We start from the raw sequence: 25,648 nt of genomic DNA, 5'->3' as shown, positions 1-25,648 counted from the left end.
TCGAGGCCGGACCCTCCTCGGCCGTAGGGAGGAGCGGGTCTCGTTCTTTCGGTCGGTCCCCGGCGCCTCGGCGGTCCCTAGGCTGGGTGTGTGATCACCAACGCCCTGCGCTCGCTGTGGGCCGAGCCCCGAGCAGCCGCCGTTCCCGAACGGGTGACGCGCGACTGGGTGCTGGTCGGGGCGTTGATGGTGACGGCGCTGCTCGAGGGAGTCCTCCGGGACGACGTCGCCTGGCGGCCGTTCGTGACGATCGTGGCGGTCGGGCTTGCGCCGGTGCTGCTGTGGCGGCGTACCCACCCGTTGGTCTGCGTCGTGGTGGGCTTCGGCACTGGCATGGCGTTGGGACTGGCGAGTCAGCTGGCCGGGATCCCGGGTGTGGGCCTCAACACGATGATCTACATCCTGGTGCTCGCCTACGCGCTGGTTCGCTGGGGCTCAGGGCGCGAGATCGTGATCGGGCTGGCGGTGGTGCTGATCGCTGCGGTGGTCAGCATTGCGACCGACTACTCCGGGCCGGCCGAGCTCTTCGGTGGGTTCGGCGTTCTGGTGGCTGCGGCGGCGGACGGAGCGGCGTTCCGCTACCGCGCCGAGAGCCAGCGCCGGGCGTTGGACCAGATCCGCAGCCAGGAGCGGGTCGCCCTCGCGCGCGAGCTGCACGACATAGTCGCCCACCACGTCTCGGCGATCGCTGTGCAGGCGCAGGCGGGCCGGGCGATGGCCAGGCAGCGACCCGAGGCCGGGCTCGAGGCGCTGGCAGCCATCGAAGGGGAAGCATCGCGGACGCTCGCGGAGATGCGGGCGATGGTCCAGGTACTGCGCGACGGAGCGCCAGCGGAGTACGCCCCCCAGCCCGGCGTTGCCGACCTGCTGTCCCTCGCCCGCCGCGACTCGGTCCCGGTCGTCGACGTGGAGCTGCCGGATGACCTGGACGAACTTCCGCTCCAGGTCGACGCGGCGGTCTACCGGCTGGCGCAAGAGGCGCTGACCAACGCCCTGCGGCACGCCCGCAACGCCTCGCGTGTGGAGATCCGGGTCGTCGAGGGTGGAGGAAGGCTGCGGCTACGCGTGACCGACGACGGTCGGATCGACCCGGCGCGGTCGGCGAGCCACGGCTTCGGGCTGCTGGGGATGACCGAGCGCGTGCAGCTGCTAGGCGGCACGTTGCGCGCCGGGCCGGCGCCCGAGGGCGGATGGGCGGTCGACGCTGAGCTGCCGACGGTGGTACGCCGATGACGGTGCGAGTGCTGGTGGCCGACGACCAGGACCTGGTGCGCACCGGCCTGTCCATGATCCTTGACGCCCAGCCCGACATCGAGGTCGTCGGTCAGGCCGCCGACGGCCACGCCGCGGTCGAGCTGGCGCGTAGGCTCCACCCCGACGTGTGCCTGGTCGACATCCGGATGCCCGGGCTCGACGGCATCGAGGTGACCGAGCTCCTCGCAGGGCGGGGCGTCCCGGACCCGATGGCGGTGGTGGTGATCACGACCTTCGACCTCGACGAGTACGTCCACGGCGCGCTTCGGGCCGGCGCCCGAGGCTTTCTGCTCAAGGACGCCGGGCCGGAGCTGCTCGTCCAGGCCGTGCATGCCGCCGCCGTCGGCGATGCCCTGATCGCGCCGAACATCACCCGGCGGCTGCTGTCCACCCTGGCCGCCAGGGAACCGTCGAAACGACGTACCCAACCGATCGATCCGCTCACCGACCGCGAGGAGGAGGTGCTGGCGCTGGTCGCCCGCGGCCGCACGAACGCCGAGATCGCCGCCGACCTCTTCATCGGCCTGACGACCGCCAAGACCCACGTCGCGAGCCTGCTGACCAAGATCGGCGCCCGCAACAGGGTCGAGATCGCCATGTGGGCCTACGACACCGGCCGGGTGGGGGACTGAAGCCGCCGTCCAAGGACTCGGAGAAGCCGTTCCGCCAAGCAAGCAGGATTCGATGAGCGCGGTCTCGTCAAGGAGATGCGCCGCCAGCCGCGCATCGCGTGTGCGGTGAGCTGGGTGCCGTTGTCCATCCCGATATTCGCCAGTCAACGCCCGGTTTCCGTGGGCGCCGGCGGCAAGGTCGGTTGGACCGTCTTCTCGCTGTTGTGCACGGTCATCGCACTCATCGTCTGGTTCGCGGCTGGGCGCCGCAGCGCATATAACCGCCCGTCCTGATCGCAGCCCAGTCAGCCAGCATGACCGGCTTCACTGTCACGGGGTCTGGCTTTTGGATGATCACGAACGTAACGTGCGAAGCAAGTCCACGCCGTTGTCACCCACTGGCGCCTGATGGCACAGCAGCTCAGTCCGAGCAGGCCGGACCCGGATTGCCGAACTGTACTGAACTGTACCGAACTGTTCAGCCCCACAACTGATGGAAAGAGGTGCACAATGACTGACCCCGTCATCGTTGCCGCAGCCCGTACCGCGGTCGCCACGTCGCGTAAAGGAGCGCTGGCGAACACTAGCGTCGAAGACCTCGCCACTTGGGTTTTGGCCGAGACGGTGCGTCGCTCGGGGCTGGATCCTCAGTTGATCAACGACGTCATCTTTGCCGATTCCGGCAGCAGCGCGCGTTGGGCGGCAATCGAGAACGGCCTGATGAACGTTCCCGGGCAATCGGTAGGCCGCGCGTGCGCCGGCAGTCTGACCGCGATCGGCAATGGCGCGGGCAGCATCAAGGCCGGCATGGACTCGGCGATCGTTGCAGGCGGTGTGTACAGCGCCTCAACGAATCCGCGTGTCACCAAGCGGGTGCTGGGCACTGTCGATGAGTGGGCTCCGGCTCAGATGATGCTGCACTCACTTTCCGATGAGGCGCCCACTCAGGACGTCGCGATCACGGTCGGACACAGCACTGCGGTCGAGGCCGGTATCAGTCGCGAGGAGATGGACGCTTGGGCCTACCGCTCACACCAGCGGGCCATGGCCGCGATCGACGCCGGTAAGTTCGTTGACGAGATCTTCGCGATCAAGGTGCCGGCTTGGGACGGGTCGATCGTCGAGTTCGCCGTCGACGAACATCCACGTCGCGACACCTCGATGGAAAAGCTTGCCAGCCTGAAGGTGTTGCATCCGGAGATCGAGAACTACCAGATCACCGCTGGCAACTCGAGTGGCGTCAATGATGCTGCCGCGGCTGTCGCAATGACCAGTGCCGAGCTCGCCGCAGCCGAAGGCCTAGTACCAATGGCCAAAGTCAAGGCTTGGTGCTCGGCTGCCGTGCACCCCGGCCGCACTGGCTTCGGTGCCCTCGAAGCCACCAAACTTCTCCTCAAGCGCTCGGGCTACTCGGTGGACGACATCGCCCTCTGGGAGATCAACGAGGCCTTCGCGTCGGTCCCGATCGCGGTCTGCAAGGACCTGGGCATCAACGACGAACTGGTGAACGTCTACGGCAGTGGATGCAGTATCGGCCACCCGATCTCCGCATCTGGCGCCCGGATGATCAACACGCTGGTCTATGAGCTTCAGCGCCGGGGTGGAGGCCTGGGCGTTGCGTCAATGTGCGCCGCCGCAGGCCAGGGCGGCGCCGTCCTGATCGAGGTCTGATCGCCCGGTCAGCGGGGGTCTAGCGAAACCCGCCCTGCAAGAGGCACCGACCTCACGGTCGCATTGGTTGCGTCTCCATCAGCCGACCCCGATCACGTTCAATGTTTGGCTGACTGCCGGTCCGAAGCGAATGTTGCACTGCGGCGTACAGCAATACCGTCCCTACGATCTGGGCGAGGTGGTACGCCGAGGTGGGGTCGAGATGCAGTGGGCGCAGGTCGTGCCGATTGAGGGCCTTCGTGCCGGCCGCTGCCATGCTCGCGGCAATTGCGAGCAGTGCCATCGGCGCCATGGGATTGCGCTGGTAGGCCGCCCAAGCCCACAGCACCAGCACGCTGAGCATGGTCAGGCTCTCGCACCACAGAATCGCGCGGATACCCGCGTGCCCCGTCGCGACCATACTTACGTAGGCGACGAAACCCACCGAACGCAGTAGCCAAAACGCCCACGCCCGCCCAGGGCCAAGTGTTTCGGCTACGGTCGCAGCCAGCACGTACGAAACCCCGACCACGACGATGATGCTGATGACGCCCCAACTGACGTCGGCGATCCGAGGCCAGCGGACGATCACGCCGTGGTGCAGGGCGCCCAGCAACGCGGCGAAGCCGAACCAGTAGAACGCGGGGACCCAGTGCCGACAGCGGGCTGGCCCCCGCGACAACCGCCAGCCGGACAGCACCGTGACCAGACCGAGCAATAAATCGGTCAGCGATTGCGCCGGCTGCGCAAGCATGCCGTCCACGCTACGCGCTCGAAACTCGGCCGCTCTGCTGCGCCTTGGCGGCCATGGGAGCGCAACTGACCAGGTGCATGCTCAGCGACGGTTGCCGAGGAGCGCCCGTGCCGGCGATCGTTCCGACCAGGTGTGCTGAACAACGTGTTGACTATGCGCTCGGATGACAGAATTACGACCATGACCGCGGTATCCAACCATCCCGTCTATGAATTGATCGCCTCGATTCAGACGCTTGACGATCTTGCTAGGGAACACAAGGCTCAAGCGTTGCGGTGGCTGAACCAGACAGGCGACATCTACCGCCGAGTGAAGCCGCACCTACCGTCGCCTCACCTCGTGGCCTATTTCCTCGTCGTCGACCGCCAGTCCGGGAGGGTGTTGCTGTGCGATCACCGGTTGTCGGGCCTATGGCTGCCGACGGGTGGACATGTGGAACGAGGAGAAGATCCCGTCGACACAGTGCGACGCGAGGCGATGGAGGAACTTGGGATCGAGGCGCAGTTCGAAGTCGGCTACGGGCCTCGGCCGTTCTTTCTCACGATGACCGACACAGTCGGTCAGCCAGAAGAACGACACACTGACGTCAGCCTGTGGTTCGCACTTTCCGGGTCTCCCGAGCTGCCAATAAAATCCGACGATCGGGAGTTCTTCGGCGTGCGTTGGTGGAGCCGGGCGGAGTTGCTCGCCGCAGATTCTGCCCGTTTCGAGCCGCACCTGCTGCGTGCACTCGATGCCCTTGCATCAATCGTTAGCAGGTATCGATCAGGTCCCTCCTGATCGTGACTCCTATGCTCACTCCGCGCTACGTCCGGCTCGCTTGAGCCCGTCTTGATTCGCCGCTAGAAGGCGGTCTTGTAGGTATCGATCGCTCGCCGACTTGAGCCAGCCCAAGGTGGCGACGAGAACTTCATCTTGAGAGAGCTTCGAAGTATCGAGACGGTGCCAATCCCAGCGATCAGCGAAGCTGCGAAAAACAGCGATGAGTTCGCCCTGATGCCGTATAAATGCCTCAGCCCCAGCACCCTCGAAGCCCTGGACTGGCGAAGCAGCATGAGCCTGCCTTGCTGCGGGAGATGCAGCGCAGGTGTCCAGGCCGGCCTGCTCTTGCCGCAGCACGGTCCAAGGATTGGCTGCCTTTCTCGCAAACTCGAATGAACGTTCGGTGCCCATTTAGACCCCTACTAGCGTGGGTCCTCACTTAAGCAAAAATTCAGGAAAAATACACCGAATGTGGTGTCCGAGGGGGGACTTGAACCCCCACGCCCGATAAAGGGCACTAGCACCTCAAGCTAGCGCGTCTGCCATTCCGCCACCCGGACGAGTGCGAAGCAGAAGTCTAGCCGACGGATTCTGGCGCTTGGAACACTGGTAGGAAGGACTCATGACTTCCGCCGCAGAACCGCGCCTCAGTCCCGGATCAAGCACCGCCACGACGGCTGAAAGCGCTGCGGGGGCCGAGGTCGTATCTCTGCTCTCAGATCTCATCCGGATCAACACCTCGAATCCGACGCACCCTGAACGACCAGCGGCAGAATGGGTGGCCGCTCGGCTCGACGAGGTCGGCATCGAATCGGTCATCCTTGAATCCGAGCCCGGCCGTGCATCAACCATCGCGCGGATCAAGGGGACGGACCCGAATCGTAAGCCGCTGTTGATCCACGGCCATCTCGACGTCGTTCCGGCCGAGAAATCGGAATGGTCGGTTGACCCGTTCGCAGGCGAGGTGAAGGACAACTATGTCTGGGGCCGGGGCGCCGTGGATATGAAGAATATGGACGCGATGACGCTTGCCGTGGTCAGGGATTGGTCGCGGCGAGGCATCCAACCGGACCGCGACATCGTCCTCGCCTTCGTATCGGACGAAGAAGCCGGCGGCCTCAAAGGTGCGCACTGGCTGGTCGACAATCATCCTGACTACTTCGCCGACTGCACCGAAGCGATTAGCGAGGTCGGCGGGTTCTCGGTGACAGTTGGGGGCGACCTGCGTCTATATCTGATCCAAACCGCTGAAAAGGGCATCGGGTGGCTCAAGTTGCGCGCAGAGGGGCGACCGGGGCACGGCTCCATGGTGCACGGTGATAATGCCGTAACGGCTCTCGCGCGCGCGGTCACTCGAATCGGGGAGCACGAGTTTCCCGTCCACCTGACTCCGACTGTTCGCGAGTTTTTGAGTCGAATCGCCACCGTGACCGGGTTGCCGATCGATCCCGACGATCCAGGTTCGGCTTTGCCGCAACTCGGCGGTATGGCGCGGATGATTGGTGCATCCCTCCGCAATACGGCGAACCCGACGATGTTGTCCGCGGGATACAAGGCCAACGTCATTCCGTCTTCGGCGGAGGCGACAATTGATGCGCGTTTCCTGCCTGGCCATGAACCGGAGTTGTTCGAGACGATTGATGCGATCATCGCCTCGGCCGCCACGCCTGGCACCTCGATATCCAGGGAGTTCGTCACCAAGGACATAGCAGTCGAGACCGAGTTCGACGGCGAGATCGTCGATGCCATGGCGGCGGCGTTGAAGGCCGAGGACCCGTCCGCGATCGCGGTGCCTTACCTGATGTCGGGCGGCACGGACGCCAAGTCGTTTTCGCAACTCGGTATCCGAAACTTCGGCTTTTCGCCGTTGCTCTTGCCTGCCGATCTTGACTTTTCGTCACTGTTCCACGGCATCGACGAGCGCGTGCCCGTGGATGCGCTGCAGTTTGGCGTGCGCGTTCTCGATCGGTTCCTGAAAGCGTGCTGAGCCACGTTCGTAGCGGTTGGCAGGCCAGCGCCAGCTGAACCCGGGTTAGGCGATCAGACCCGGCATCGGCAGGGCATCAGCCAAGCGGCGTTTACGTCTGAGCAGGATCTGACGGGAGCCGTCCTCGTATTTGCGGACTCGAGCGAGTTCCCAGCCGCCATATTCGGCGTGTAACGCCAGCCGCACCGCCGCGTTCACCCTCGTGACATCGGAGGGGATGCGCAGCGGTGCGTACTCCCAGTCTGGATCAGAGTCCGCCCTGTTCTCTGTCGGCATCCCGCAATTGTGCCTCTAGATGTCATCGAAATCAGCACCCGGGAGCGGATCTGAGCCCACTTTGCCAAAATATGCGGGGATCGGACCGCGCCGATGCGCGCGGTGGCCGTGCCTCAGATCGTTCCATCAGATCGGATGCCATAGCAGTCGTTGTGGATCGCATCGGCAAGCGGTCGACGAGCACGCCAGCCGTGCCGTTCCAGATCGGGAATGGTGGCGAGCTCAGACACGGGACCCACACACAGCCATGCCACCGGGCGTATTTGCGTCGGAATCTTCAACAGGCGCTGCAGAAATTCCTCCCGGTAAAAGGAGACCCAGCCGAGACCGAGTCCTTCTGCCGTCGCTGCCAGCCACAGGTTCTGAATCGCCAAACAGGTGGAATACAAGCCCGCATCGGCAATTGCGTGCCGTCCCAAGATCGCCGGACCACCCCGTTCAGAGTCGTACGTGACGACGATGCCAACGCTCGAGTCCATGATCCCTTCTATCTTGATTCGGCTGAAGGTTCGCTGCTGCACCGTTGTCAACGACTGCTCGAAAACGCGCTTCTCCTCTGATACATGCGCCTTGAAGGCCCGTCGCAATTCCTGGCTACGGACGATGACGAAATCCCACGGCTGAGTCAGGCCCACGCTCGGCGCTGAGTGCGCTGCCCCCAAGACGCGCCGCAGGCTGTCAGGATCGAGTGGCGCACCCGTGAACTCGGCTCGTACGTCGCGCCGGCGCTCGATCGCGTCATAGACGTCCATAAGTGGGCGCAGCGCAGCTCGCGCTTGTGTTGTGTTGTCAGTCCGTTGTGGCGTCGATGTCATGGCAGGCTCCCGCATCCGGCCGCCGAGGCGGCATTCTGAGCGAGGCCGGTCTTCGGACTTCCGGATCGCTGTCGCGAGATCGCCTTCCCAGGCCGTTGAGCCCAGTGACTGCGCAAAGCGCGTGATCTCTGACTAGCCGGTTACCGCAGCGGGCCCTGTGCCGGAGTCGCACCGGCTTTCCGATTCTCCCCGGACGGGGCACCTCGCAGGTATTGCCAAATGGCACCCTAGCCTTCGAGCTGCGATCACAAAGCTGCGGCCATCATCCTCGCCGTAGCGAAGGCCGGTTCAGCCGAGGAAATCGCGTAAGGCGGTTCGTCGCGGCTTTGATCCGATGTCGTGGACAGCGCGGGCCACCGCTGGCCCCGCGCCATGGACGATTGACAGATGCCGCTGCGCCCGCGTCAGTGCCGTGTACACCAACGGACGGGACAACATCCGGCCACCTTCGGGCGGCAGCACCACGATCACCGCACCGAATTCCGAGCCCTGTGCGCGATGGACAGTGATGGCCCAACCGTGACTGATGTCGGCGAGCACCTTGCCGGTAACCTCGGCCGGCCCGGATCCGAAATCTATCGTCACGACCTTGTCGGCGACCTTGGTCACCACTCCGACCTCGCCATTCGCAAACCCTGTCGGCGTCACCTCGAGGTGGTTGGCGGTGGCGACCACCCGATCTCCCACATCGAATCGACCGAACAGCTGTTTAGACACGGGTGGATTCAGTTTCGCCTTGAGGGCCGCGTTGAGGGCGATCGTGCCGGCGGGACCTTTGTGTACCGGCGTCACGACCTGTATCTGCTCGGTTTTGATACCGAGCGCCCGGGGGATCGAGTCCGTCATGAGCTGTACGACGCGGTGCGCGCATTCGGCAGAGCCACGCGCTGGGACGATGACCACCTCCCGATCTGGCGAATCTACGGCTGGCAGATCACCTTCACGGACTGCGGTGGCCAGGCGCGCGATCGCGCCGCCCGCGTCCTGCCGGTAAAGCGTCGTAAGTTCAACGACAGGGACGACGGCCGAGGCAATCAGGTCAGCGAGCACCTGGCCAGGCCCGATTGACGGTAACTGGGCAGCATCGCCGACGATCATCAGGTGGGTACCGTCCGCGCACGCACGCAGCAGCGCGGCGGCGAGTTCCACATCTAGCATCGAGGCCTCATCAACGACGACAAGATCCTGATCGAGCGGCCAGTCAGGTCCGCGCGAAAAGCCGGCTGAGAAATCGACGATAGCGCTGGTGCCGTCCGTACCCGTTGTCGCACGCGGCTGAACGCCGAGCAGACGGTGAATCGTTGTGGCCTCCGCATCGCAGAGCTCGGCCAGGCGCTTGGCCGCGCGTCCGGTCGGCGCCGCCAGAGCCACCGATTTTCCGATCCGTTCCGCTTCACGGACGACCGTCGCCACAGTGCGGCTCTTTCCCGTTCCCGGGCCACCGGTCAACACGCTGACACCGTGGTCAAGGGCGTTGTCGACGGCAGAGCGCTGGACCGAGTCGAGCGCATCAGGATCAATGACCTCAGACTTTCGCCGCTTGCCGGCACGCGCCTTTCCGATAAGTGCGGCGGTATCAGTAAGTCGATGAATCGCCTCGGCAATCGCGCGTTCGGCCTCGGCATACCGTTTGAGAGCCAGTTGAGAATCGACCACCGAATCTAGGGCCTCGACGACCTCACCGGCGCACGCATCGGCGATGGCTTTAGCCGGATCGGCAACTCGGTGAAGTTCTAGATCCACCGTGACTTGCTCTACCGTGCTGACGGTGTGGCCCTCGCGAGCGGCCTGGCTGAGCGACCAGCCGACGAGCGCGCGTGAGCGTCGGGGATCGCCTTGCAGTACACCGGGAATCGCTGCGCGCCCGAGGGCGTCGGCGTCGGCGACCTCTACTCCGGTGAGCTGGAGCAAGCGCCAGGGGTCATCCTTGAGCAACCGCTCCGCCCCTGGGCCAAAGGTTTCCACCAGCCTTCCAGCCAATCTCGCGGGTAGCCCCGCGGCGAGCAGCAAGGCGACGAGGTCATAGGCCGGCTGGGCAGCGATGAAGGCGGAGAAAAGTCGGCCGGCTCGCAACTTACCGACTCTGGGCAGCGTCGACAGAGCCTCGGCAGTCACATCGTCGGGTGTCCGGATGTCCGCATCGGCGAGCGCGGCTGCCAACGTCGAGCCCAGGCCTTGCCACAATCCGGCTGCACAGAAAGCTGCGAAGACCCGTTCGTCCGTACGGCCCGGCTCGGTCAGCGGAGGTCCTCGGGATAGCCGACGACGGGTGCCGATACATCATCGAGTGCGAGGCGAATCTCGAGCGGGAGCTCGACCGACAGGGATTGGAGCGCCGCGGTGAGTTGACCCAGCGTCCGCGCGCCGACGATCGGGGCGGTAACTGCGGGCCGCCCACGCAACCATGAAAGCGCCACCGTAATCGGCGAGGTTGCGAGCCCGTCTGCGGCGATAGCTACGGCTTCGACAATTCCGACCGCCCGCGGCTCGGAATAGCTGGCCAGATTGCGACCCTGCGCCGCGCCCCGAGAATCCGCGGGCACGCCGTCGCGGTATTTTCCGGTCAGCACGCCGCCGCCGAGCGGTGAGAAGGGCAGAATGCCGATACCCAAATCTGTACAGGCCGGCACTACCTCCCGCTCGATCCCACGATCGAGCAAGGAGTAACGGACCTGGTTCGAAATTACTGGCGCCCGTCCTGGCACTGCCCGTTGCCAGGTGGCCGCCTGTGCGGTGCGCCAGCCCGAGTAGTTGGAAACCCCCGCATAGCGTGCCTTGCCCGAAGACACGGCTGCATCCAAGGCGGACATCGTCTCCTCGGCGGGAACCGTGGGGTCGACAGTGTGAACCTGCCAGAGATCGAGGTAGTCGACACCGAGATTGGTCAGTGATTCATCCAGACGTCGCAGCAGGGCGCCGCGCGAGGCATCAATGTGGACTTCATCGCCGGTGCGGGTAATGCCGGCCTTCGACGCGATGACGAGATCGCTGCGCGGTACGACATCGGCGATCAACTCGCCGAGAATGCGCTCTGACTTACCCGAACCGTAAGACACTGAGGTGTCCACGAACGTGCCGCCGGCATCGTGGAAGGCAACAAGGATCGCGGCTGCCTCATCGGCATCGGTTCCGTTGCCCCAGGTCATGGTGCCTAGCCCGAGCCCCGAGATTTTCAAGCCACTTCGTCCCAAGGCGCGCGTTTCCACACGCAAGAACCTAGTGCACCCTCAGGTCCGTCGCGGGGACGCACACCCAAGTCGGCCGACAAGTTGCCCACCGGTCGCTAGTGTGACTGGCGTGAAGCTTGGATTGAACATGGGCTATTGGAGCGGCGGCGCCGGAAACCTCGACAACGTCCTGCTCGCCAAGGAAGCCGATCAACTCGGATACGACTGCGTTTGGGCCGCCGAGGCGTACGGCTCGGACTCCGTGACCGTGCTCGCCTGGGTAGGTGCTCAAACTCAAAACATCGGCCTGGGCAGCGCGATCATGCAGATTCCGGGCCGCAGCCCGGTCCTGACCGCAATGACTGCTGCGACACTTGATGCGCTGTCCGGCGGACGCTTCCGCCTGGGCCTGGGTGTTTCGGGCCCGCAGGTCTCCGAGGGGTGGCACGGTGTTCGGTTCGACCATCCGCTGGGTCGGACGCGGGAGTATCTCGACATCGTCAAGCTCGCACTGTCAGGCCGCAGGGTCCGCTACGACGGCTCGCATTATCAGCTTCCGCTCTCCGACGGGCCTGGCAAGGCATTACAACTGACGATTCGCCCGACGCAGGACCACGTTCCGGTGTACCTAGCAGCCGTCGGCCCGAAAAACCTGGAGCTCACCGGTGAGGTCGCCGACGGTTGGTTGTCCGTCTTCTACTCAGCCGACTTCGCCGCAGACCAGCTATCTCATATCGAGGCGGGGCGTCAAAGGGCCGGTAAGTCCATGCAAGGGTTTGATGTCGTCGCCAGCCTGCCGTTGGTCATCGGCGAGGACCTCGACGCAGCAGCCCTCCCGGTGCGTTCCTACGCTGCGCTGTATGTGGGCGGGATGGGCAGCCGCGAGGTCAACTTCTACCACCAGCTGGCGAGTCGGATGGGGTTCGGCGACGCCGCTGGCGAGATCCAGGCGCGGTACATGTCGCGAGACTATGCAGGCGCCGCGGCCGCCGTGCCGTTCGATTTCATCGATCGGACCTCGCTCATCGGGCCCAAGGCCCGGATCGCAGATCGCCTCGCCGCGTTGGCTGAATCGGGGGTCACTAGTCTTAGCGTCATGCCGCTGGCCCCAAACCTCGAGGATCGACTTTCCGGACTGCGCATTGCCGCTGAGGCGCTGCGAGAGTCGGGGTTCGCAGCGTGACCAACCTCTCAAGCGTTCCCGTGGTAGGCAAACCCCACGAACGCGGAGCCGCTAAGTGAGCACAATCGGTCCGCTGCAGGCCGTCGTATACGGCGTCGTACAGGGTCTGACTGAGTTCTTGCCGATCTCCTCGAGTGGCCATCTACGTATCGTTCAGGCCTGGTTGAACCCGGATATCAGCCAAGCTGGCTTCACCGCGTTCACGGCTGTCATCCAGCTCGGCACCATGGCCGCTGTCGTTCTGTACTTCTGGCGCGAGCTCGTGCAGATCGCGGTCGCCTGGCTCAGAGGTGTGTTGAGCTTCCTCGGCAAGGGTGGCAAACACGAGCGCACCACCCTCGAGTATCGGATGGGGTGGTATCTCATCCTGGCGACAGTCCCGGTTGGTGTATTCGGATTGATCTTCTCCGACCAGATCGAGACCGGCGCGCGAAATCTGTGGGTCATATCGGTCGCGCTGATCGTGGCGGCTCTGATTCTTGCCCTCGCCGAGAAGGTCGGCAGTCGGACCCGCGATGAAGAGGAGATCAACACCAAAGACGCCGTTGTGGTTGGTGCGGCGCAGTCTTTGGCCTTGATCCCCGGTGTTTCCCGATCTGGGGCCACAATCACGGCCGGCCTGTTTCGAGGTCTGGACCGGGTCACCGCAGCTCGGTTCTCATTTCTGTTATCCGTGCCCGCAGTCGTCCTGTCCGGTCTATTCGAGGCGCGAAAGATCGGCGGCCCGGAGGCTCCGGGGATGGGCGTTACCGTGGTCGCAACGGTGATCTCGTTTGCCGTCGGGCTCGCCTCGATTGCGTGGCTGATCAAGTATGTGTCCAAGCACTCGACGTTTATCTTCATCGGCTACCGCATTGTTCTCGGGCTGCTGCTCATCGGGCTGCTCGCCAGTGGCGCAGTGTCAGCGACCTAAGCAACCCAGCTAGGCAAGCAACCCAGCTAGGCAAGCAACCCAGCAAAGCAAGCAACCCAGCAAAGTAGGCAACTTTCATGGCAACCGTCCTTCTGCTGCGTCACGGACTTACCGCGATGACAGGCCCTGTACTGGCTGGTCGACTCCCGGGCGTTCATCTCGACGAACGAGGCGAGAAACAGGCGCATTCAGTCGCCGACCGGCTTGCAGCGCTGAACCTGTCAGCGGTGGTGACCAGCCCGCTGGAGCGCTGCGCCGAGACTGCGAAACTTGCCGTCAAGGCACAGAAGGCTGTCGGTCACACACCCATCACGAAATCGGATCGACGTCTGCTCGAATGCGACTACGGCGACTGGACGGGCAGACAGATCTCCTCGCTCGCCAAGGATCCGCTGTGGCCGGTCGTCCAGACCCAGCCGTCAGCTGCGACCTTCCCAGGCGGCGAGGCGATGGCCGCGATGGCTTCACGGGCCGTTCAAGGGATCCGTTCGTTGGATCGTCAATTCAGCGACCGGTTCGGAACGGACGTGGTCTGGCTCGCCTGCAGCCATGGGGACGTAATCAAGGCCATCCTGGCGGATGCACTGGGAATGCACCTCGACCTCTTCCAGCGCATCGTCGTCGACCCGTGCTCGGTCTCGGCAATTCGTTATACGGACGGCCGCCCGTTTGTACTGACCCAAAATGACACCGGAGGCGATCTCGGCCGCCTTGCCCCGCCAAAGCCGGCCAAGCCTGGCAAGGGTGCCCGCGGTCGGAAAAGCGCTTCGTCCGGCGATGCGACCGTCGGCGGTGGCGCCGGCGCCGGCAACGTTTAGGCTTGGTGCAATGAGCCGTCAGTTGTTCTTCTTCGATCAGCCGAGACGCTTCGTCGTCGGCACTGTCGGCCAGCCGGGCGAGAGAGTGTTCTTCCTACAGGCATCCGATGGCTCGCGTACCGTCAGCGTCGCTCTGGAGAAGGCGCAGGTGACCGTGCTGACTGAGCGGATGGAGCAATTGCTCGCTGAGATTGCGGCTCAATCAGGTGTCGAGCTGCCCGAGGCAGTAACTCCAGACACCGACCCGCTCGAGAATCCGGTCGATGAGGAGTTCCGGGTAGCCGCGATGGGGTTGGCCTACGACACTGAAGCGGGACTGATCGTCATCGAAGCCCAAGCGGAGGCCGAGTCAACGGAGGCGGCGGAGGCAACCCTGCTCGAAGACACCGAGGACGGTCCGGACGCGCTCCGGGTGCGACTCCAGCATCGTGCGGCATTCGAGTTCATCGAGCGGGCGCGCCGAGTGGTGGCTGCTGGACGACCACCCTGCCCTTTGTGCAATCAGCCGCTGGACGCCAACGGCCACGTCTGTCCGCGCCACAACGGTTACCGTCGACAAACCCAGATTGACATCTGAGCACCCAGATGGACGAGTGTGACCGCGCTGACGAGGATGAGCCAGACGACATGGGCGAGCTCACGGCCGCGCGTGTCATGCCTGCCGAAGACGCATTGGTCTTGCTCGACAAAGGCGAATTGACAATCGAAGGTCGTGTTACAACCGCGTCGAATGCGACGCTGTACTGCCGGATCGAACTCGACGGGTTCGCCGCAGCATGCGTCTACAAACCGGTGGCGGGGGAGCGGCCGTTGTGGGATTACCCCGACGGCACGCTTGCCGAGCGGGAGTACGCCACGTACTTGGTCGGCGCAGCTACTGGATGGGACCCGGTTCCTCCTACCGTGCTCAGGGAAGGTCCCATGGGGGCGGGCATGGTCCAGCTGTGGATCGAGGACGACGACGATTACGACCTCATCGCCGCAATCAATTCCGGGAAGGTTGAGCAACTGCGGCGGATGGCACTGCTGGACGCTGTCGTCAACAACTCCGATCGCAAGGTGTCGCACCTCCTCCCGATCAAAACGTCTGCCGGACAGCTGCACGTCTATGGCATCGACCACGGTGTCAGCTTCGGCACCGAGAACAAGCTGCGCACCGTGCTGTGGCAATGGGCTGGGGTCCGGATTGAAGACGCTGATCTTGCCGTCCTGAGCGAGTTGTCACGCAGGCTGGACGGCGACCTCGGTGATCGGCTGTCTGATTTGCTGACGACAGCCGAGGTTCGGGCCACCCGCCGTCGAGTTCGATTTCTGATTCAAAGCGCGCTTTTTCCGCTGCCGCCAACTGACTGGCCCGCGGTGCCGTATCCGCCCTACTAGACGCGACTCGAACTCGCGAAGCCGCTGGCCTCGCAGACGTCTTTGGTTGGTGCATCGGCGAGAACAGTCAGACGCCACCCACCCACGAGATGGCTGACTCGCAGCCGCCCGCTACCGTTGGCGAATGCAGTCTTGGAACGCTCCCGACGTACCTTCCCTGCCAGGCAGAGCCGCCGGCGACCGCGCATTGAGTCTGTATGACACGGCGACTGACGAGGTTCGACCAACAGCGCCCGGGCCGACCGCGAAGATCTACGTTTGTGGCATCACTCCCTACGATGCGACCCATCTCGGCCATGCTGCGACTTACCTGGCGTTCGACCTCGTGCAACGTGTGTGGTTGGACGCGGGCCACGACGTCCACTTCGTGCAGAACATCACCGACGTCGATGATCCGTTGCTCGAGCGTGCACAACAGACCGGGTCGGACTGGGTAGCGCTGGCCGAGCGGGAGACAGACCTCTACCGGCAAGACATGACGGCACTTCGGGTGTTGCCCCCGCGGGACTACGTCGGCGTAGTCGAAGCCATCGACGAGATCTCCGATGCAGTGGCCAAGTTACTGGCTGATTCACACGCTTATCGGGTTGGCGACGACATCTACTCGCATATATCTGACAGCGGTCACTTCGGCTACGAATCCCGGTACTCGCGGGAAGAGATGCTCCAATTGTTCGCCGAGCGTGGCGGTGATCCGGAGCGGCCGGGCAAGCGTGATCCGCTGGATGCCCTGCTGTGGCGCGGTCGACGAGAAGGTGAGCCGTTCTGGGATTCTGCCGTCGGTCAGGGACGGCCCGGGTGGCATATCGAGTGTTCGGCCATCGCGGGGAATCGGCTGGGAATGGGCTTCGACGTTCAAGGTGGCGGTTCGGACCTTCGCTTTCCCCACCATGAACATTCCGCTGCACACGCCGAGGCGCTAACCGGCCAATGGCCCTTCGCCCGCCATTACGTCCACACCGGAATGATCGGCTTGGACGGCGAGAAGATGAGCAAGTCCCGCGGCAACCTGGTGTTCGTGTCCAAGCTCCTTGGCGCTCGGGTTGACCCGATGGCGATTCGGCTGGCGCTATTGGACGGTCACTACCGGGCGGACCGCGAATGGACCGGCGGACGTCTACCGGCAGCGGAACGGCGTTTGGACAATTGGCGCAACGCGATCGCCTCGGCGACAGCGCCGGACGCCATGGCGGTCATCGAGAAAGTGCGAGAGAGACTCGCCGACGACCTCGACACCGAGGGCGCAATCAGCGTCATCGACCGGTGGGCGGATGAGGCGACAGGTGGCAGCCCGTCGACAGGCGATGCGCAGTCACCCGTACTGGTTCGCGACGCGCTGGACGCGCTGCTGGGAATCAAGCTCTAGCGGTCGCTGCTCAGACCAGATCGACAACGATTGCGGTTATGTTGTCCCGGCCGCCGGCAGCGTTGGCGAGTCTGATCAGTTCGTCTGCAGCAGCTTGCGGATCATCGTTGTCCGAGAGAATTTGCGATATCTCTGAGTCGCCCAATTCGGTGGTTAGCCCGTCAGAGCAAATCAGGAAGCGGTCCCCGGTGGTTGGCGGGAAAAGCCAGATGTCGACGACCGGTGCAGGATCGGAACCGAGCGAGCGCGTGACGACATTTCGGCGCGGGTGCACGCGGGCATCTTCGCTCCGGATCTCGCCGGCGTTCACCAATTCCTGGACCTCTGAATGATCCATCGTCAGCTGGTTCAATACCCCGTTGAGGAACCTGTAGACCCGCGAATCGCCGACGTTGAAAACGGCCCATTGATCGGCGCCATCTGCGGAGACGACAGCCAAGCCGGTCAGTGTCGTTCCCAGGCCGTACCGGTCGCCTCGCTCTTGCCCGGCGCGCAGAATGCGATCGTTGGCCCGCCAGATGGCTGCCGTGATGTCCTCCGCATGTAGGGAATCGAGGTCTGACAGCGCTGCGAGCTCGGATACTGCTAGTTCGCTGGCTACCTCGCCTGCCGCGTGCCCGCCCATCCCGTCGGCCACCACGAGCAGCGAGGGCGACACCCATAAGTTGTCCTCGTTGCGGTCGCGGAGGCGACCGACATCAGTCGCAGAGCCCCATTTCAAAGCAAGCATTCGTTGGTCCGAAGCCTTCTACATGGAACCGGGCGGGCCGTTACCCCGGTCTCGTCGACGTAGATACCGTTCGAATTCCTTGGCGATGGCCTCGCCAGACGCTTCGCGCATCTCGCCGGCGTCGTCGCGCTCTTCAAGATTGCGGATGTATTCCTGGACGTCTTCGTCTTCTTCAGCCATCTCGTCGACGAGTTTTTGCCACTCGTCAGCTTGGGTCGGGAGCTCACCCATGGGAACCGGGATATCGAGAACCTCCTCGACGCGATGTAACAGCGCGATGGTGGCTTTCGGGTTCGGCGGTTGAGCGACATAGTGCGGCACGGCAGCCCAGAAGGAAATCGCGGGGATCCCGACGCCGACGCAGGCGTCCTGTAAGACGCCCACGATGCCGGTGGGTCCTTCGTATCGGGAACCTTCCAACCCGTAGCGGGCGGCACTCTCGGAGTCATAGGAAGTCCCGGTCACCGGAGTCGGTCGCGTGTGGGGCGCGTCGGACAGCAACGCGCCCAGAGTCACGACGGTCCGCACGCCTAGCTCGGTGACCATCTCGAGCAGTTCGTCGCAGAAGCTGCGCCACCGCATGTTGGGCTCTATGCCGCGGACCAGGACGAGGTCGAAGCTTGCCCCGGCCGGACGGCACACCGAAAGTCTTGTGGTTGGCCAGCTGATGCGCCGGGACACGCCGTCCACGAGGCTTACGGTCGGCCGATTGACCTGGAAGTCGTAGTAGTCGTCGGGGTCCAGAGCTGCCAGGGGCGTGGCATCCCAGGTGAGCTCGAGATGCTCGATAGCTCCGGTTGCCGCGTCCCCGGCGTCGTTCCAGCCCTCAAACGCCGCCACGAGGACGGGGTTCTGCAGGACCGGCCACTCCGCGGGTTCAGTCATTCGTCCAGCCTACGGCCGACCCACCTGACCCGTACGCCACATGGGTGATTACGCGCTGTTTGGCGCCGGTAGATTGGACCCGTGCCATTTTGTTCCGTCCCGAGGCTAAGCGATTCGCTGTCGGCTGGAACGTGCTGAGCGACGTGTCTTCGCTCCAAGCCGTTCTCTGGGATATGGATGGGACGCTCGTTGACACCGAGCCGTACTGGATCGCAGCAGAATATCGGCTCGTGGGGGCCTTCGGCGGCGAGTGGAATGACGAGCATGCACATGCACTGGTAGGCAATCCGCTCCTGGTTTCGGCCGCCTACATTCGCAAGCACGGCGGTGTCGAACTACCCCTTGACGACATTGTTGAGCGGTTGCTCGCTGAAGTGATCGCAGACACTCGCCAATACACCGCTTGGCGACCGGGAGTGCTGGGGTTGCTCTCTGAGCTTCACGATGTCGGCGTTCCCTGCGCCATGGTCACGATGTCTTATCGAAGCCTTGCCGAGGCCGTCAATGAACAATTGCCGCCGGGCACCTTTCAGAGTTTGGTCACGGGCGATGAGGTAACTCGTGGCAAACCTGATCCCGAGGCCTATCTCGTCGCAGCCCGTCGGCTGAATGCAGACCCCACTAGATGTATCGCCATCGAAGATTCGCCGGCGGGGATTCGTTCGGCGGAAGCTGCGGGTTGTGTGACGATTGCCGTACCAAATCAGGTACCCATCAAGCCTGTGACCTCGCGCATCATCGTGGATTCGTTGGCTGGCGTCACGATCGCCGACCTAGCCCAGTTGACCGGACTTGCTCCGCCTCAGGTCGAAGTGCACTAACCGCTCAGGTTCGCGGCACCCGCGAGCCGTTCGCTAGAGCTCTGGCTCTACGAGGACAGAGCGGCCATCGCGGTCGGTTGAGGAGTCAGACAGCGCATTAGCAGGGAACGGTGGGGGAGTGCCGCCCTTGGCAGGGCACAGTGCCTGGTGCGAACACCAGTCGCACAAACGGGAAGGACTCGGCCGGAAGTCTCCGGTCAAGCTTGCGTTGGCGATCGCTTTCCAGATGGCATGCAAGGTCTTTTCGAAACGAGCCAACTCTTCGGCGTCGGGCTGGTAAGTCAGAGTGTCTTTCGCTGCAAGATAAATCAGCCGTAGTTGGCGCGGGACGACGCCTCGGGTCCGCCACAAGACGAGGGCGTAGAACTTCATCTGAAAGAGGGCCTTCGCTTCGAAGGCTTCTCGCGGAATTGAGCCGGTCTTGTAGTCGACCACGCGGATGTCGCCAGCAGGCGAGACGTCTATGCGGTCGACGTAGCCTCGCAAGCGCAACCCGTCCAACACCACCTCGATGAACTGCTCCCGCGATTCCGGTTCAAGGCGTTGGGGATCCTCGAGCTCGAAATAGTTGGCGACGAGTTGCCGGGCCGAGCTCAACCATTCTGTCAGTGCAACACCGTCAGTCTCCTCGGCAAATAGCTCGGCGAGTCGGGGATCGCTGCCGCGCAACTCTTCCCATAGCGGCGCAACCGAGGATTGGGCCGCTTGGACGGTGCGCTCGGCTGTAGGCAGCTCATAAAGGTGCTCAAGAACTGAATGAACGACAGTGCCACGAGTTGCGTCACGAGTGGGCTTTTCAGGCAACCGATCGATGCTCCGAAATCGGTAGAGCAACGGACAGGTCTTGAAGTCCGCCGCCCTGGACGGTGACAGGGAACCGACCACCGCGATCGGAAGAGCAGATTCTTCGACCGGAGGCGAAGTAAATTGCTGATCGAACTCGTTCGCAGCGGTGGCCAAATCTGTCATGTGTTCGAGGCTAGCCGCCAGCCACGACAGTTTCGCTCAACCGCCCCGACAAGTCGTGGCCACGTAGCCATGGCCCCGACAAGTCGTGGCCACGTAGCCATCCGCGCGCGGGGCCGTCAAAGGCCGTGAATGCGCTTGAGCGGCCACACAACGGCGAAGGCACGGCCGACGATGGACGACTTCGGAATGGTCCCGAAGACCCGGGAGTCCGACGAATCGCACCGGTTGTCGCCCATCACAAAGTACTGGCCTACGTTCACATGCACCGGCGCGAAGTCCGTCGTCCCGTGACAGGAAGGATTGACGTACGGCTCGTCGAGCGGTTGACCGTTTATGTACACCTTCCCGTCATGACCACTGACCGTTTCACCTGGCAGGCCGATCACACGTTTGATCAGCTCCTTGTCATCGACCTGAAGCTGGGGCGGCTTGTCGAAGACGATGACATTTTTTCGCCCGACCGAACCGATTCGGTAAGACAGTTTGTCGACCATGACACGGTCAGGCTCGCAGGTCGGACAGCCGTGCAATGTTGGTTCCATCGAGGCCGACGGAATGTAGAACGAGGCAATCACGTACGTGCGCAGCACAAGCACCAACACGGCCGTACTCACGATGAGGATGAGATAGCGAAGAAGGAAAGGAAATCGCCGGCTGGTCGCGCCTCTGGTGGAATGCTTGGAGACCCCGTGCTTTGACTTCGGCCGCGAATGACGACCCTTTCGGCGGGCCTTGGTCGCAGCTTCGATCTGGGTACGCAGATCGGCGGGTGGCGCCTGTCGCCAAGGTCGCTCGGGTTCCACCACGGTTGAGAAGGTTAGTGGTCCAACCTGGGTTGGGCCTCCACTGTCCCTATGCGCGTGTTGAGTGGGCCTCAACGTTGCGCGTGTTCTGGGTGAGGTTTGCGATCCGTACGATGTTCGGAGTGAGTAGCCCACGTCCCAGCCAGGGTCAACCTGGTGCCGATAGCGCGCGATTGGTGCGATTGGGCAGCATCCTCGGGGTTCCGATCTTCGTTACTCCGAGTTGGTTGCTGGTGGTGGGCTTCGTCACGATCAGCTATTCGGACTTCCTTCGGTCACGCGTGGCCGGCCTGAGTACCGCGGGTTCGTACGTGCTGTCCTTGGGCTTTGCGGTCGCCTTGGCGCTGTCTGTACTGGCGCATGAGCTTGGCCACACCGTCGCGAGTCGTGCGGTCGGGCTCAACGTTGCTCGGATCGTCGTGTTTCTCCTCGGTGGCGTATCCGAGATCGAAGGTGAAGCTCAACGCCCTCGTGACGAGTTCGCCATCGCTGCCGCAGGGCCGTTGGTCTCCTTCCTGCTGGCGGCCGGCTGCTGGGTGGGCGGCCTAGGTGCTAGTTCCAATTCAAGCGTCGGCGTGATGCTTGAACTGCTGGCGTGGAGCAACCTGGTCATCGCGGTTTTCAACGTGCTTCCTGGCTTGCCACTTGACGGAGGGCGGCTCGTTCAAGCGCTGTTCTGGATGTTCGGAGGCAACCGAAGTCGGGGTACCACAATCGCCGCCTGGTCGGGCCGGGTGATGGCTGTCGTACTGGCCGCAGCAATTCTTATCCTCAACGTAATAGTCAACGACGGTCGGACTCTGTCGTTCACCTCTCTGATCGCGACAGCCCTGGGATTCGCCGTTGCGGCCTTTCTCTGGTTCGGCGCAACGCAGACTCTTCGAGCTGAATCCCTGAACCAGCGCGCGGCTGGAATTCGCCTGACCGCGTTGATCCGTCCGACGTTGTATCTCGACGCGAGCACACCGATTTCCGAGGCAGTCCGGCGGGTCGCCGAATCGGGATCGTCCGGCATCGTCGTTGTGGACTCGATCGGCCGCAGCCGCGCCCTCGTCCGCGAATCTCAAATCAGTCAGCTCGATCCCGTGCGGCGACCGTGGGCAACGCTTGCCGACGTCTCGCGGCCGCTCGAAGCCGGCCTGATCCTTCAAGAGAACCTGACTGGCCAGCAACTACTGGGGGTCTTGAGGGACAACCCGGCCAGCGAATATCTGGTCGTCGGATCAGACGGCACCAGCCGCGGAGTGCTCGCGACCAATGACCTGGTGCGAGCACTTCGGCAACCTCGAGGAGGACCTACTAGATGAATCCGCTCTTCCAGCCTGGCGATCGGGTGCAGCTGACCGACCCCAAGGGCCGGCTGTTCACCGTGACCCTCGAACCTGACAAACAGTTTCATACTCATCGCGGAGCAATTTCGCACAATGAACTGATAGGTACGCCCGAGGGATCAGTAGTTTTCTCGGCATCAGGCACCGGCTACCTGGCCCTGCGACCCTTGCTGACCGACTATGTGCTGTCGATGCCTAGAGGCGCGGCCGTCATATACCCCAAAGACTCGGCTCAGATCGTTGCCCAAGGCGATATCCACCCGGGCGCGCGCGTGCTTGAGGCAGGCGCCGGTTCGGGCGCGCTCACCTGCTCGCTGCTGCGAGCCGTAGGCCCAACTGGCCGGGTCATTTCTTATGAGCGCCGAGAAGATCATTTAGATCACGCGAAGCGCAACGTAGAAACCTTCTTCGGTGAGTTGCCAGAGAATTGGGACTTGCGGCTGGCCGACGTCGACTCACATCCTGCCGACGAAACGGTAGACCGGGCGATTCTTGACATGCTCGCGCCATGGGAGGTGCTCCCTGCGGTGGGTGCCGCACTTCGTCCGGGCGGCGTCCTGATTGGTTACGTAGCGACGACAACCCAACTCTCCAGACTGGTCGAAGCCATCCGAGATGACGGCAGCTACGCCGAACCGCACGCCTGGGAATGCATCGTGCGCAACTGGCACGTCGTCGGCTTGGCTGTGCGCCCAGATCACCGCATGCAAGGGCACACTGCGTTCTTGGTCACGGCCCGACGGTTGGCGCCGGGCGTTGTCGCGCCTACCCGGCAGCGTCGCCCCGCCAAGACGGTAGAGCTCGAAGAGGCGTTCGGGTTAGCCGCGATACCCGCAAGTCATCAGGACGGCAACCTCGACCAGCCCTCGATGCAACCATTTCGCCCCAATTTGCCGTAATGCCTGGACGGTCTACGCGTCCGGCCCCGCCACTGGGGCGCCATCACTCGCTCGAGCGACGTGAATGCAGTTGCCTGGGCACTCTTTCGCTGAGTCGAGGACGTCCAATCTCAGGTTCGCCGGCACATTTACTCGCACACCCGGAGCCAGTTTGAGGTCACCGGCGTCGTCCTTGACGTAGGCCAGGCCGTCGACGTCGAATTCGAAGACCTCTGGCGCGTACTGCACGCAGAGGCCGTCGCCGGTGCATTCTTCCTGATCGATCCACACCTCGAGGTCCGCACTGCTTTCGGTCAAGCGATTGCCCTTCTGCGCTTGTTAAGTCCCGACCCGTCGTAACCGATGGGTAAACACCAGAGTATCTGCCTCGCGATTTCATGCAGCCTGTGTAGGGTGAAATCGACCGAGGTCTCGAAGTGCAGAGCGATATCGGGAGAGTGCGCAGATGGCAGATGAATCGAGCTACAACCGGGCCGGACAGTTCGATCCGGAGCGTCCGGACGCGGCTGCGCTTGCCCAGGAGATCGAACTACTCCGAGCCCGCCTGGCCGAATCACCGAGGCAGATGCGTGCCTTGGAAGATCGGCTCATTGAAACGCAAGCCCGGGTCGCCTCGCTCAATGATCGAAACGAGCGCCTAGCGGACACACTGCGTGAGGCGCGTGACCAACTCGTGGCTCTCAAAGAGGAGATCGATCGACTGGCGCAACCGCCGTCGGGGTACGGCGTTTTCCTCGAGGCGGTCGACGAGCACAGCGTCGACATCTTCACGGGGGGTCGCAAACTCCGAGTCGCCGTATCGCCCGAAGTGGGTATCGAGACGCTCAAACACGGCCAAGAAGTCATGCTCAACGAGGCCATGAACATCGTTGCCGCCAGAGGTTTTGAGAAGGCCGGCGAAGTCGTAATGCTCAAAGAGATCCTCGAGGACGGCGAGCGCGCTCTCGTCATCGGGCACACCGACGACGAGCGCGTCGTGTACTTGGCCGAGGAGCTCCGGGGTACGAAGATCCGTTCCGGGGACTCCCTGCTGATGGAGTCTCGCTCGTCATACGTATTCGAACGCATCCCGAAGAGCGAGGTCGAAGAGCTCGTACTCGAAGAGGTGCCCGACATCGATTACAGCGACATCGGTGGCCTGGCGAGTCAGATCGAACAGATCCGCGACGCAGTCGAACTGCCGTTCCTGCATGCCGAGCTGTTTCGCGAACACCAGCTGCGGCCGCCGAAAGGCATCCTGCTTTACGGGCCGCCCGGCTGTGGCAAGACGCTCATTGCGAAAGCGGTCGCGAACTCGCTCGCCAAGCAAGTCGCACGTGTGCGCGGCGACAACGAGAAGGGACGATCCTTCTTCCTCAACATCAAAGGACCCGAGCTGCTCAACAAGTATGTCGGTGAGACCGAGCGACACATTCGCCTGGTCTTTCAACGAGCTCGGGAGAAGGCGAGCGAGGGCACACCGGTCATCGTGTTCTTCGACGAGATGGACTCCATCTTCCGGACCCGTGGGTCGGGTGTCTCGTCCGACGTGGAGAACACCATCGTGCCCCAGCTGCTCAGCGAGATCGATGGCGTCGAAGGCCTCGAGAATGTCATCGTCATCGGAGCCTCGAACCGTGAAGACATGATCGACCCGGCCATCCTGCGACCAGGTCGGCTGGACGTCAAGATCAAGATCGAGCGACCGGACGCCGAGGCTGCTCGCGACATTTTTGCCAAGTACATCTTGACCAGCCTGCCGATTCACCCGGACGACCTGGCCGAACATGGTGGCTCCGCGGATGCGACCGTAAATGCGATGATCCAGCACACGGTCGAACGGATGTACACCGAGAGCGAAGACAATCGATTCCTCGAAGTTACCTACGCAAATGGTGATAAAGAGACCCTTTATTTCAAGGACTTCAACTCGGGCGCGATGATCCAGAACATCGTCGATCGAGCCAAGAAGATGGCCATCAAGGACTTGCTGACCGCCGGTCAGCGTGGCATAAGGGTCCAACATCTCACCGCAGCGTGCGTGGACGAGTTCCGTGAGAACGAGGACCTGCCGAACACGACGAATCCAGATGACTGGGCGCGAATCTCCGGCAAGAAGGGTGAACGGATCGTGTACATCCGGACTCTCGTCTCCGGTGCCAAGGGGAGTGACGCGGGCCGCGCGATCGACACGATCTCTAATACGGGCCAGTATCTCTAGCGCCATCAGACCTGCCCAGCGCGGCCCTCGCCGAGTCGGGTTGGTTGAATACACACCGCGCTCATGCGGGTTTG

The 25,648-nt window shown here is 63.2% G+C and carries 27 protein-coding genes, 1 tRNA gene and 1 riboswitch; of the genes, 16 read left to right on the top strand and 12 right to left on the bottom strand.

Annotated elements, in window-relative coordinates; translation table 11 throughout:
* Window positions 1-90 precede the first annotated feature (90 nt).
* From ACSMXN_RS12620 to ACSMXN_RS12605, 4 genes are all read left to right on the top strand, one after another.
* Window positions 91-1,233 carry a sensor histidine kinase gene (locus tag ACSMXN_RS12620; RefSeq protein ID WP_022911808.1) on the top strand — a complete coding sequence of 381 codons (1,143 nt, stop codon included), beginning with the start codon at window positions 91-93 and terminating at the stop codon, window positions 1,231-1,233.
* Window positions 1,230-1,886 (top strand): response regulator transcription factor, encoded by a 657-nt coding sequence (locus tag ACSMXN_RS12615; protein ID WP_022911807.1) that lies wholly within the window; start codon window positions 1,230-1,232, stop codon window positions 1,884-1,886. Before ACSMXN_RS12620 ends, ACSMXN_RS12615 begins: the two co-directional genes overlap by 4 nt.
* A gap of 75 nt (window positions 1,887-1,961) precedes the next feature.
* Window positions 1,962-2,159, top strand: a complete 198-nt coding sequence (locus tag ACSMXN_RS12610; protein WP_022911806.1) for a hypothetical protein — start codon at window positions 1,962-1,964, stop codon at window positions 2,157-2,159.
* Between the two features lie 216 nt (window positions 2,160-2,375).
* On the top strand, window positions 2,376-3,536 hold the full coding sequence (locus ACSMXN_RS12605; protein WP_022911805.1) for a thiolase family protein: 1,161 nt from the start codon (window positions 2,376-2,378) through the stop codon (window positions 3,534-3,536).
* Window positions 3,537-3,588: 52 nt separating this feature from the next.
* Here ACSMXN_RS12605 and ACSMXN_RS12600 read toward each other — a convergent pair whose 3' ends face one another.
* Window positions 3,589-4,269, bottom strand: coding sequence for a DUF6962 family protein (locus ACSMXN_RS12600; protein ID WP_022911804.1), 681 nt, complete (start codon window positions 4,267-4,269; stop codon window positions 3,589-3,591).
* A gap of 180 nt (window positions 4,270-4,449) precedes the next feature.
* On the opposite strand from ACSMXN_RS12600, the gene ACSMXN_RS12595 reads away from it, so the two are divergent.
* Window positions 4,450-5,049, top strand: a complete 600-nt coding sequence (locus tag ACSMXN_RS12595; protein ID WP_051148765.1) for an NUDIX hydrolase — start codon at window positions 4,450-4,452, stop codon at window positions 5,047-5,049.
* Window positions 5,050-5,064: 15 nt separating this feature from the next.
* Here ACSMXN_RS12595 and ACSMXN_RS12590 read toward each other — a convergent pair whose 3' ends face one another.
* On the bottom strand, window positions 5,065-5,442 hold the full coding sequence (locus ACSMXN_RS12590; RefSeq protein ID WP_022911802.1) for a hypothetical protein: 378 nt from the start codon (window positions 5,440-5,442) through the stop codon (window positions 5,065-5,067).
* 61 nt (window positions 5,443-5,503) lie between these two features.
* Window positions 5,504-5,591, bottom strand: a tRNA-Leu gene (locus ACSMXN_RS12585).
* Between the two features lie 62 nt (window positions 5,592-5,653).
* Here ACSMXN_RS12585 and ACSMXN_RS12580 point away from each other — a divergent pair.
* The gene (locus ACSMXN_RS12580; RefSeq protein WP_022911801.1) at window positions 5,654-7,018 is read left to right on the top strand and encodes a M20/M25/M40 family metallo-hydrolase; all 1,365 of its coding nucleotides are present in this window, start codon (window positions 5,654-5,656) and stop codon (window positions 7,016-7,018) included.
* 45 nt (window positions 7,019-7,063) lie between these two features.
* Here ACSMXN_RS12580 and ACSMXN_RS12575 read toward each other — a convergent pair whose 3' ends face one another.
* The 4 genes from ACSMXN_RS12575 to ACSMXN_RS12560 all read right to left on the bottom strand — a co-directional run bounded on the left by ACSMXN_RS12575 (window position 7,064) and on the right by ACSMXN_RS12560 (window position 11,315).
* Entirely contained in the window at window positions 7,064-7,294 is a 231-nt protein-coding gene (locus ACSMXN_RS12575; RefSeq protein ID WP_022911800.1) for a DUF5703 family protein, read from the bottom strand.
* A gap of 113 nt (window positions 7,295-7,407) precedes the next feature.
* On the bottom strand, window positions 7,408-8,046 hold the full coding sequence (gene bluB, locus ACSMXN_RS12570) for a 5,6-dimethylbenzimidazole synthase (RefSeq protein WP_022911799.1): 639 nt from the start codon (window positions 8,044-8,046) through the stop codon (window positions 7,408-7,410).
* Window positions 8,047-8,135: 89 nt separating this feature from the next.
* Window positions 8,136-8,330: riboswitch (cobalamin riboswitch) on the bottom strand.
* Between the two features lie 67 nt (window positions 8,331-8,397).
* Window positions 8,398-10,269, bottom strand: coding sequence for an AAA family ATPase (locus tag ACSMXN_RS12565; protein WP_455407584.1), 1,872 nt, complete (start codon window positions 10,267-10,269; stop codon window positions 8,398-8,400).
* Between the two features lie 77 nt (window positions 10,270-10,346).
* The gene (locus ACSMXN_RS12560; protein WP_027139049.1) at window positions 10,347-11,315 is read right to left on the bottom strand and encodes an aldo/keto reductase; all 969 of its coding nucleotides are present in this window, start codon (window positions 11,313-11,315) and stop codon (window positions 10,347-10,349) included.
* Between the two features lie 91 nt (window positions 11,316-11,406).
* On the opposite strand from ACSMXN_RS12560, the gene ACSMXN_RS12555 reads away from it, so the two are divergent.
* The 6 genes from ACSMXN_RS12555 to mshC all read left to right on the top strand — a co-directional run bounded on the left by ACSMXN_RS12555 (window position 11,407) and on the right by mshC (window position 16,936).
* Window positions 11,407-12,459, top strand: a complete 1,053-nt coding sequence (locus ACSMXN_RS12555) for an LLM class F420-dependent oxidoreductase (protein WP_027139048.1) — start codon at window positions 11,407-11,409, stop codon at window positions 12,457-12,459.
* Window positions 12,460-12,523: 64 nt separating this feature from the next.
* On the top strand, window positions 12,524-13,372 hold the full coding sequence (locus tag ACSMXN_RS12550) for an undecaprenyl-diphosphate phosphatase (protein WP_035942959.1): 849 nt from the start codon (window positions 12,524-12,526) through the stop codon (window positions 13,370-13,372).
* A gap of 77 nt (window positions 13,373-13,449) precedes the next feature.
* Window positions 13,450-14,190, top strand: coding sequence for a histidine phosphatase family protein (locus tag ACSMXN_RS12545; RefSeq protein ID WP_022911794.1), 741 nt, complete (start codon window positions 13,450-13,452; stop codon window positions 14,188-14,190).
* 10 nt (window positions 14,191-14,200) lie between these two features.
* Entirely contained in the window at window positions 14,201-14,767 is a 567-nt protein-coding gene (locus ACSMXN_RS12540) for a DUF3090 family protein (RefSeq protein ID WP_027139047.1), read from the top strand.
* 50 nt (window positions 14,768-14,817) lie between these two features.
* On the top strand, window positions 14,818-15,570 hold the full coding sequence (locus ACSMXN_RS12535) for an SCO1664 family protein (protein WP_035942957.1): 753 nt from the start codon (window positions 14,818-14,820) through the stop codon (window positions 15,568-15,570).
* Between the two features lie 124 nt (window positions 15,571-15,694).
* Window positions 15,695-16,936, top strand: coding sequence for a cysteine--1-D-myo-inosityl 2-amino-2-deoxy-alpha-D-glucopyranoside ligase (gene mshC / locus ACSMXN_RS12530; RefSeq protein WP_022911791.1), 1,242 nt, complete (start codon window positions 15,695-15,697; stop codon window positions 16,934-16,936).
* A 10-nt stretch (window positions 16,937-16,946) separates the two neighbouring features.
* Here the strand turns inward: mshC and ACSMXN_RS12525 are convergent, their stop codons facing one another.
* Together ACSMXN_RS12525 and ACSMXN_RS12520 are read right to left on the bottom strand one after the other, a co-directional pair.
* The gene (locus ACSMXN_RS12525; RefSeq protein ID WP_022911790.1) at window positions 16,947-17,666 is read right to left on the bottom strand and encodes a protein phosphatase 2C domain-containing protein; all 720 of its coding nucleotides are present in this window, start codon (window positions 17,664-17,666) and stop codon (window positions 16,947-16,949) included.
* 18 nt (window positions 17,667-17,684) lie between these two features.
* Entirely contained in the window at window positions 17,685-18,551 is an 867-nt protein-coding gene (locus ACSMXN_RS12520) for a PAC2 family protein (RefSeq protein WP_022911789.1), read from the bottom strand.
* Between the two features lie 143 nt (window positions 18,552-18,694).
* On the opposite strand from ACSMXN_RS12520, the gene ACSMXN_RS12515 reads away from it, so the two are divergent.
* Entirely contained in the window at window positions 18,695-19,372 is a 678-nt protein-coding gene (locus tag ACSMXN_RS12515; RefSeq protein ID WP_035942955.1) for an HAD family hydrolase, read from the top strand.
* Between the two features lie 33 nt (window positions 19,373-19,405).
* On the opposite strand, the gene ACSMXN_RS12510 is transcribed toward ACSMXN_RS12515, so the two are convergent.
* Complete coding sequence (locus tag ACSMXN_RS12510; RefSeq protein ID WP_022911787.1) at window positions 19,406-20,341, bottom strand: RecB family exonuclease; 936 nt, start codon at window positions 20,339-20,341, stop codon at window positions 19,406-19,408.
* A 116-nt stretch (window positions 20,342-20,457) separates the two neighbouring features.
* Window positions 20,458-21,147, bottom strand: coding sequence for a signal peptidase I (lepB, locus tag ACSMXN_RS12505; protein ID WP_196811137.1), 690 nt, complete (start codon window positions 21,145-21,147; stop codon window positions 20,458-20,460).
* A gap of 119 nt (window positions 21,148-21,266) precedes the next feature.
* Between lepB and ACSMXN_RS12500 the strand changes: the two genes are divergently transcribed.
* Both ACSMXN_RS12500 and ACSMXN_RS12495 read left to right on the top strand, forming a co-directional pair.
* Window positions 21,267-22,451, top strand: a complete 1,185-nt coding sequence (locus ACSMXN_RS12500) for a site-2 protease family protein (RefSeq protein WP_196811136.1) — start codon at window positions 21,267-21,269, stop codon at window positions 22,449-22,451.
* The gene (locus ACSMXN_RS12495) at window positions 22,448-23,374 is read left to right on the top strand and encodes a tRNA (adenine-N1)-methyltransferase (RefSeq protein ID WP_022911784.1); all 927 of its coding nucleotides are present in this window, start codon (window positions 22,448-22,450) and stop codon (window positions 23,372-23,374) included. The genes ACSMXN_RS12500 and ACSMXN_RS12495 overlap by 4 nt, the downstream gene beginning before the upstream one ends.
* A 12-nt stretch (window positions 23,375-23,386) precedes the next feature.
* Here ACSMXN_RS12495 and ACSMXN_RS12490 read toward each other — a convergent pair whose 3' ends face one another.
* On the bottom strand, window positions 23,387-23,671 hold the full coding sequence (locus tag ACSMXN_RS12490; protein ID WP_022911783.1) for a ferredoxin: 285 nt from the start codon (window positions 23,669-23,671) through the stop codon (window positions 23,387-23,389).
* 148 nt (window positions 23,672-23,819) lie between these two features.
* Between ACSMXN_RS12490 and arc the strand changes: the two genes are divergently transcribed.
* Complete coding sequence (arc, locus tag ACSMXN_RS12485; protein WP_022911782.1) at window positions 23,820-25,574, top strand: proteasome ATPase; 1,755 nt, start codon at window positions 23,820-23,822, stop codon at window positions 25,572-25,574.
* Window positions 25,575-25,648 lie beyond the last annotated feature (74 nt).

It is taken from the genome of Parajatrophihabitans canadensis (assembly GCF_053764775.1).
Note: the sequence above shows the minus strand (reverse complement) of the source record. Positions and strands in the feature narration are given on the sequence as shown.

Coding starts and splice junctions, on each gene's coding strand:
- ACSMXN_RS12510 (WP_022911787.1), bottom strand. CDS start 20,341: ATGACAGATTTGGCCACCGCTGCGAACGAGTTCGATCAGCAATTTACT.
- ACSMXN_RS12525 (WP_022911790.1), bottom strand. CDS start 17,666: ATGCTTGCTTTGAAATGGGGCTCTGCGACTGATGTCGGTCGCCTCCGC.
- ACSMXN_RS12520 (WP_022911789.1), bottom strand. CDS start 18,551: ATGACTGAACCCGCGGAGTGGCCGGTCCTGCAGAACCCCGTCCTCGTG.
- bluB (WP_022911799.1), bottom strand. CDS start 8,046: ATGGACGTCTATGACGCGATCGAGCGCCGGCGCGACGTACGAGCCGAG.
- ACSMXN_RS12545 (WP_022911794.1), top strand. CDS start 13,450: ATGGCAACCGTCCTTCTGCTGCGTCACGGACTTACCGCGATGACAGGC.
- mshC (WP_022911791.1), top strand. CDS start 15,695: ATGCAGTCTTGGAACGCTCCCGACGTACCTTCCCTGCCAGGCAGAGCC.
- ACSMXN_RS12610 (WP_022911806.1), top strand. CDS start 1,962: ATGCGCCGCCAGCCGCGCATCGCGTGTGCGGTGAGCTGGGTGCCGTTG.
- ACSMXN_RS12595 (WP_051148765.1), top strand. CDS start 4,450: ATGACCGCGGTATCCAACCATCCCGTCTATGAATTGATCGCCTCGATT.
- ACSMXN_RS12590 (WP_022911802.1), bottom strand. CDS start 5,442: ATGGGCACCGAACGTTCATTCGAGTTTGCGAGAAAGGCAGCCAATCCT.
- ACSMXN_RS12535 (WP_035942957.1), top strand. CDS start 14,818: ATGGGCGAGCTCACGGCCGCGCGTGTCATGCCTGCCGAAGACGCATTG.
- ACSMXN_RS12615 (WP_022911807.1), top strand. CDS start 1,230: ATGACGGTGCGAGTGCTGGTGGCCGACGACCAGGACCTGGTGCGCACC.
- ACSMXN_RS12580 (WP_022911801.1), top strand. CDS start 5,654: ATGACTTCCGCCGCAGAACCGCGCCTCAGTCCCGGATCAAGCACCGCC.
- ACSMXN_RS12575 (WP_022911800.1), bottom strand. CDS start 7,294: ATGCCGACAGAGAACAGGGCGGACTCTGATCCAGACTGGGAGTACGCA.
- ACSMXN_RS12540 (WP_027139047.1), top strand. CDS start 14,201: ATGAGCCGTCAGTTGTTCTTCTTCGATCAGCCGAGACGCTTCGTCGTC.
- arc (WP_022911782.1), top strand. CDS start 23,820: ATGGCAGATGAATCGAGCTACAACCGGGCCGGACAGTTCGATCCGGAG.
- ACSMXN_RS12605 (WP_022911805.1), top strand. CDS start 2,376: ATGACTGACCCCGTCATCGTTGCCGCAGCCCGTACCGCGGTCGCCACG.
- ACSMXN_RS12495 (WP_022911784.1), top strand. CDS start 22,448: ATGAATCCGCTCTTCCAGCCTGGCGATCGGGTGCAGCTGACCGACCCC.
- ACSMXN_RS12600 (WP_022911804.1), bottom strand. CDS start 4,269: ATGCTTGCGCAGCCGGCGCAATCGCTGACCGATTTATTGCTCGGTCTG.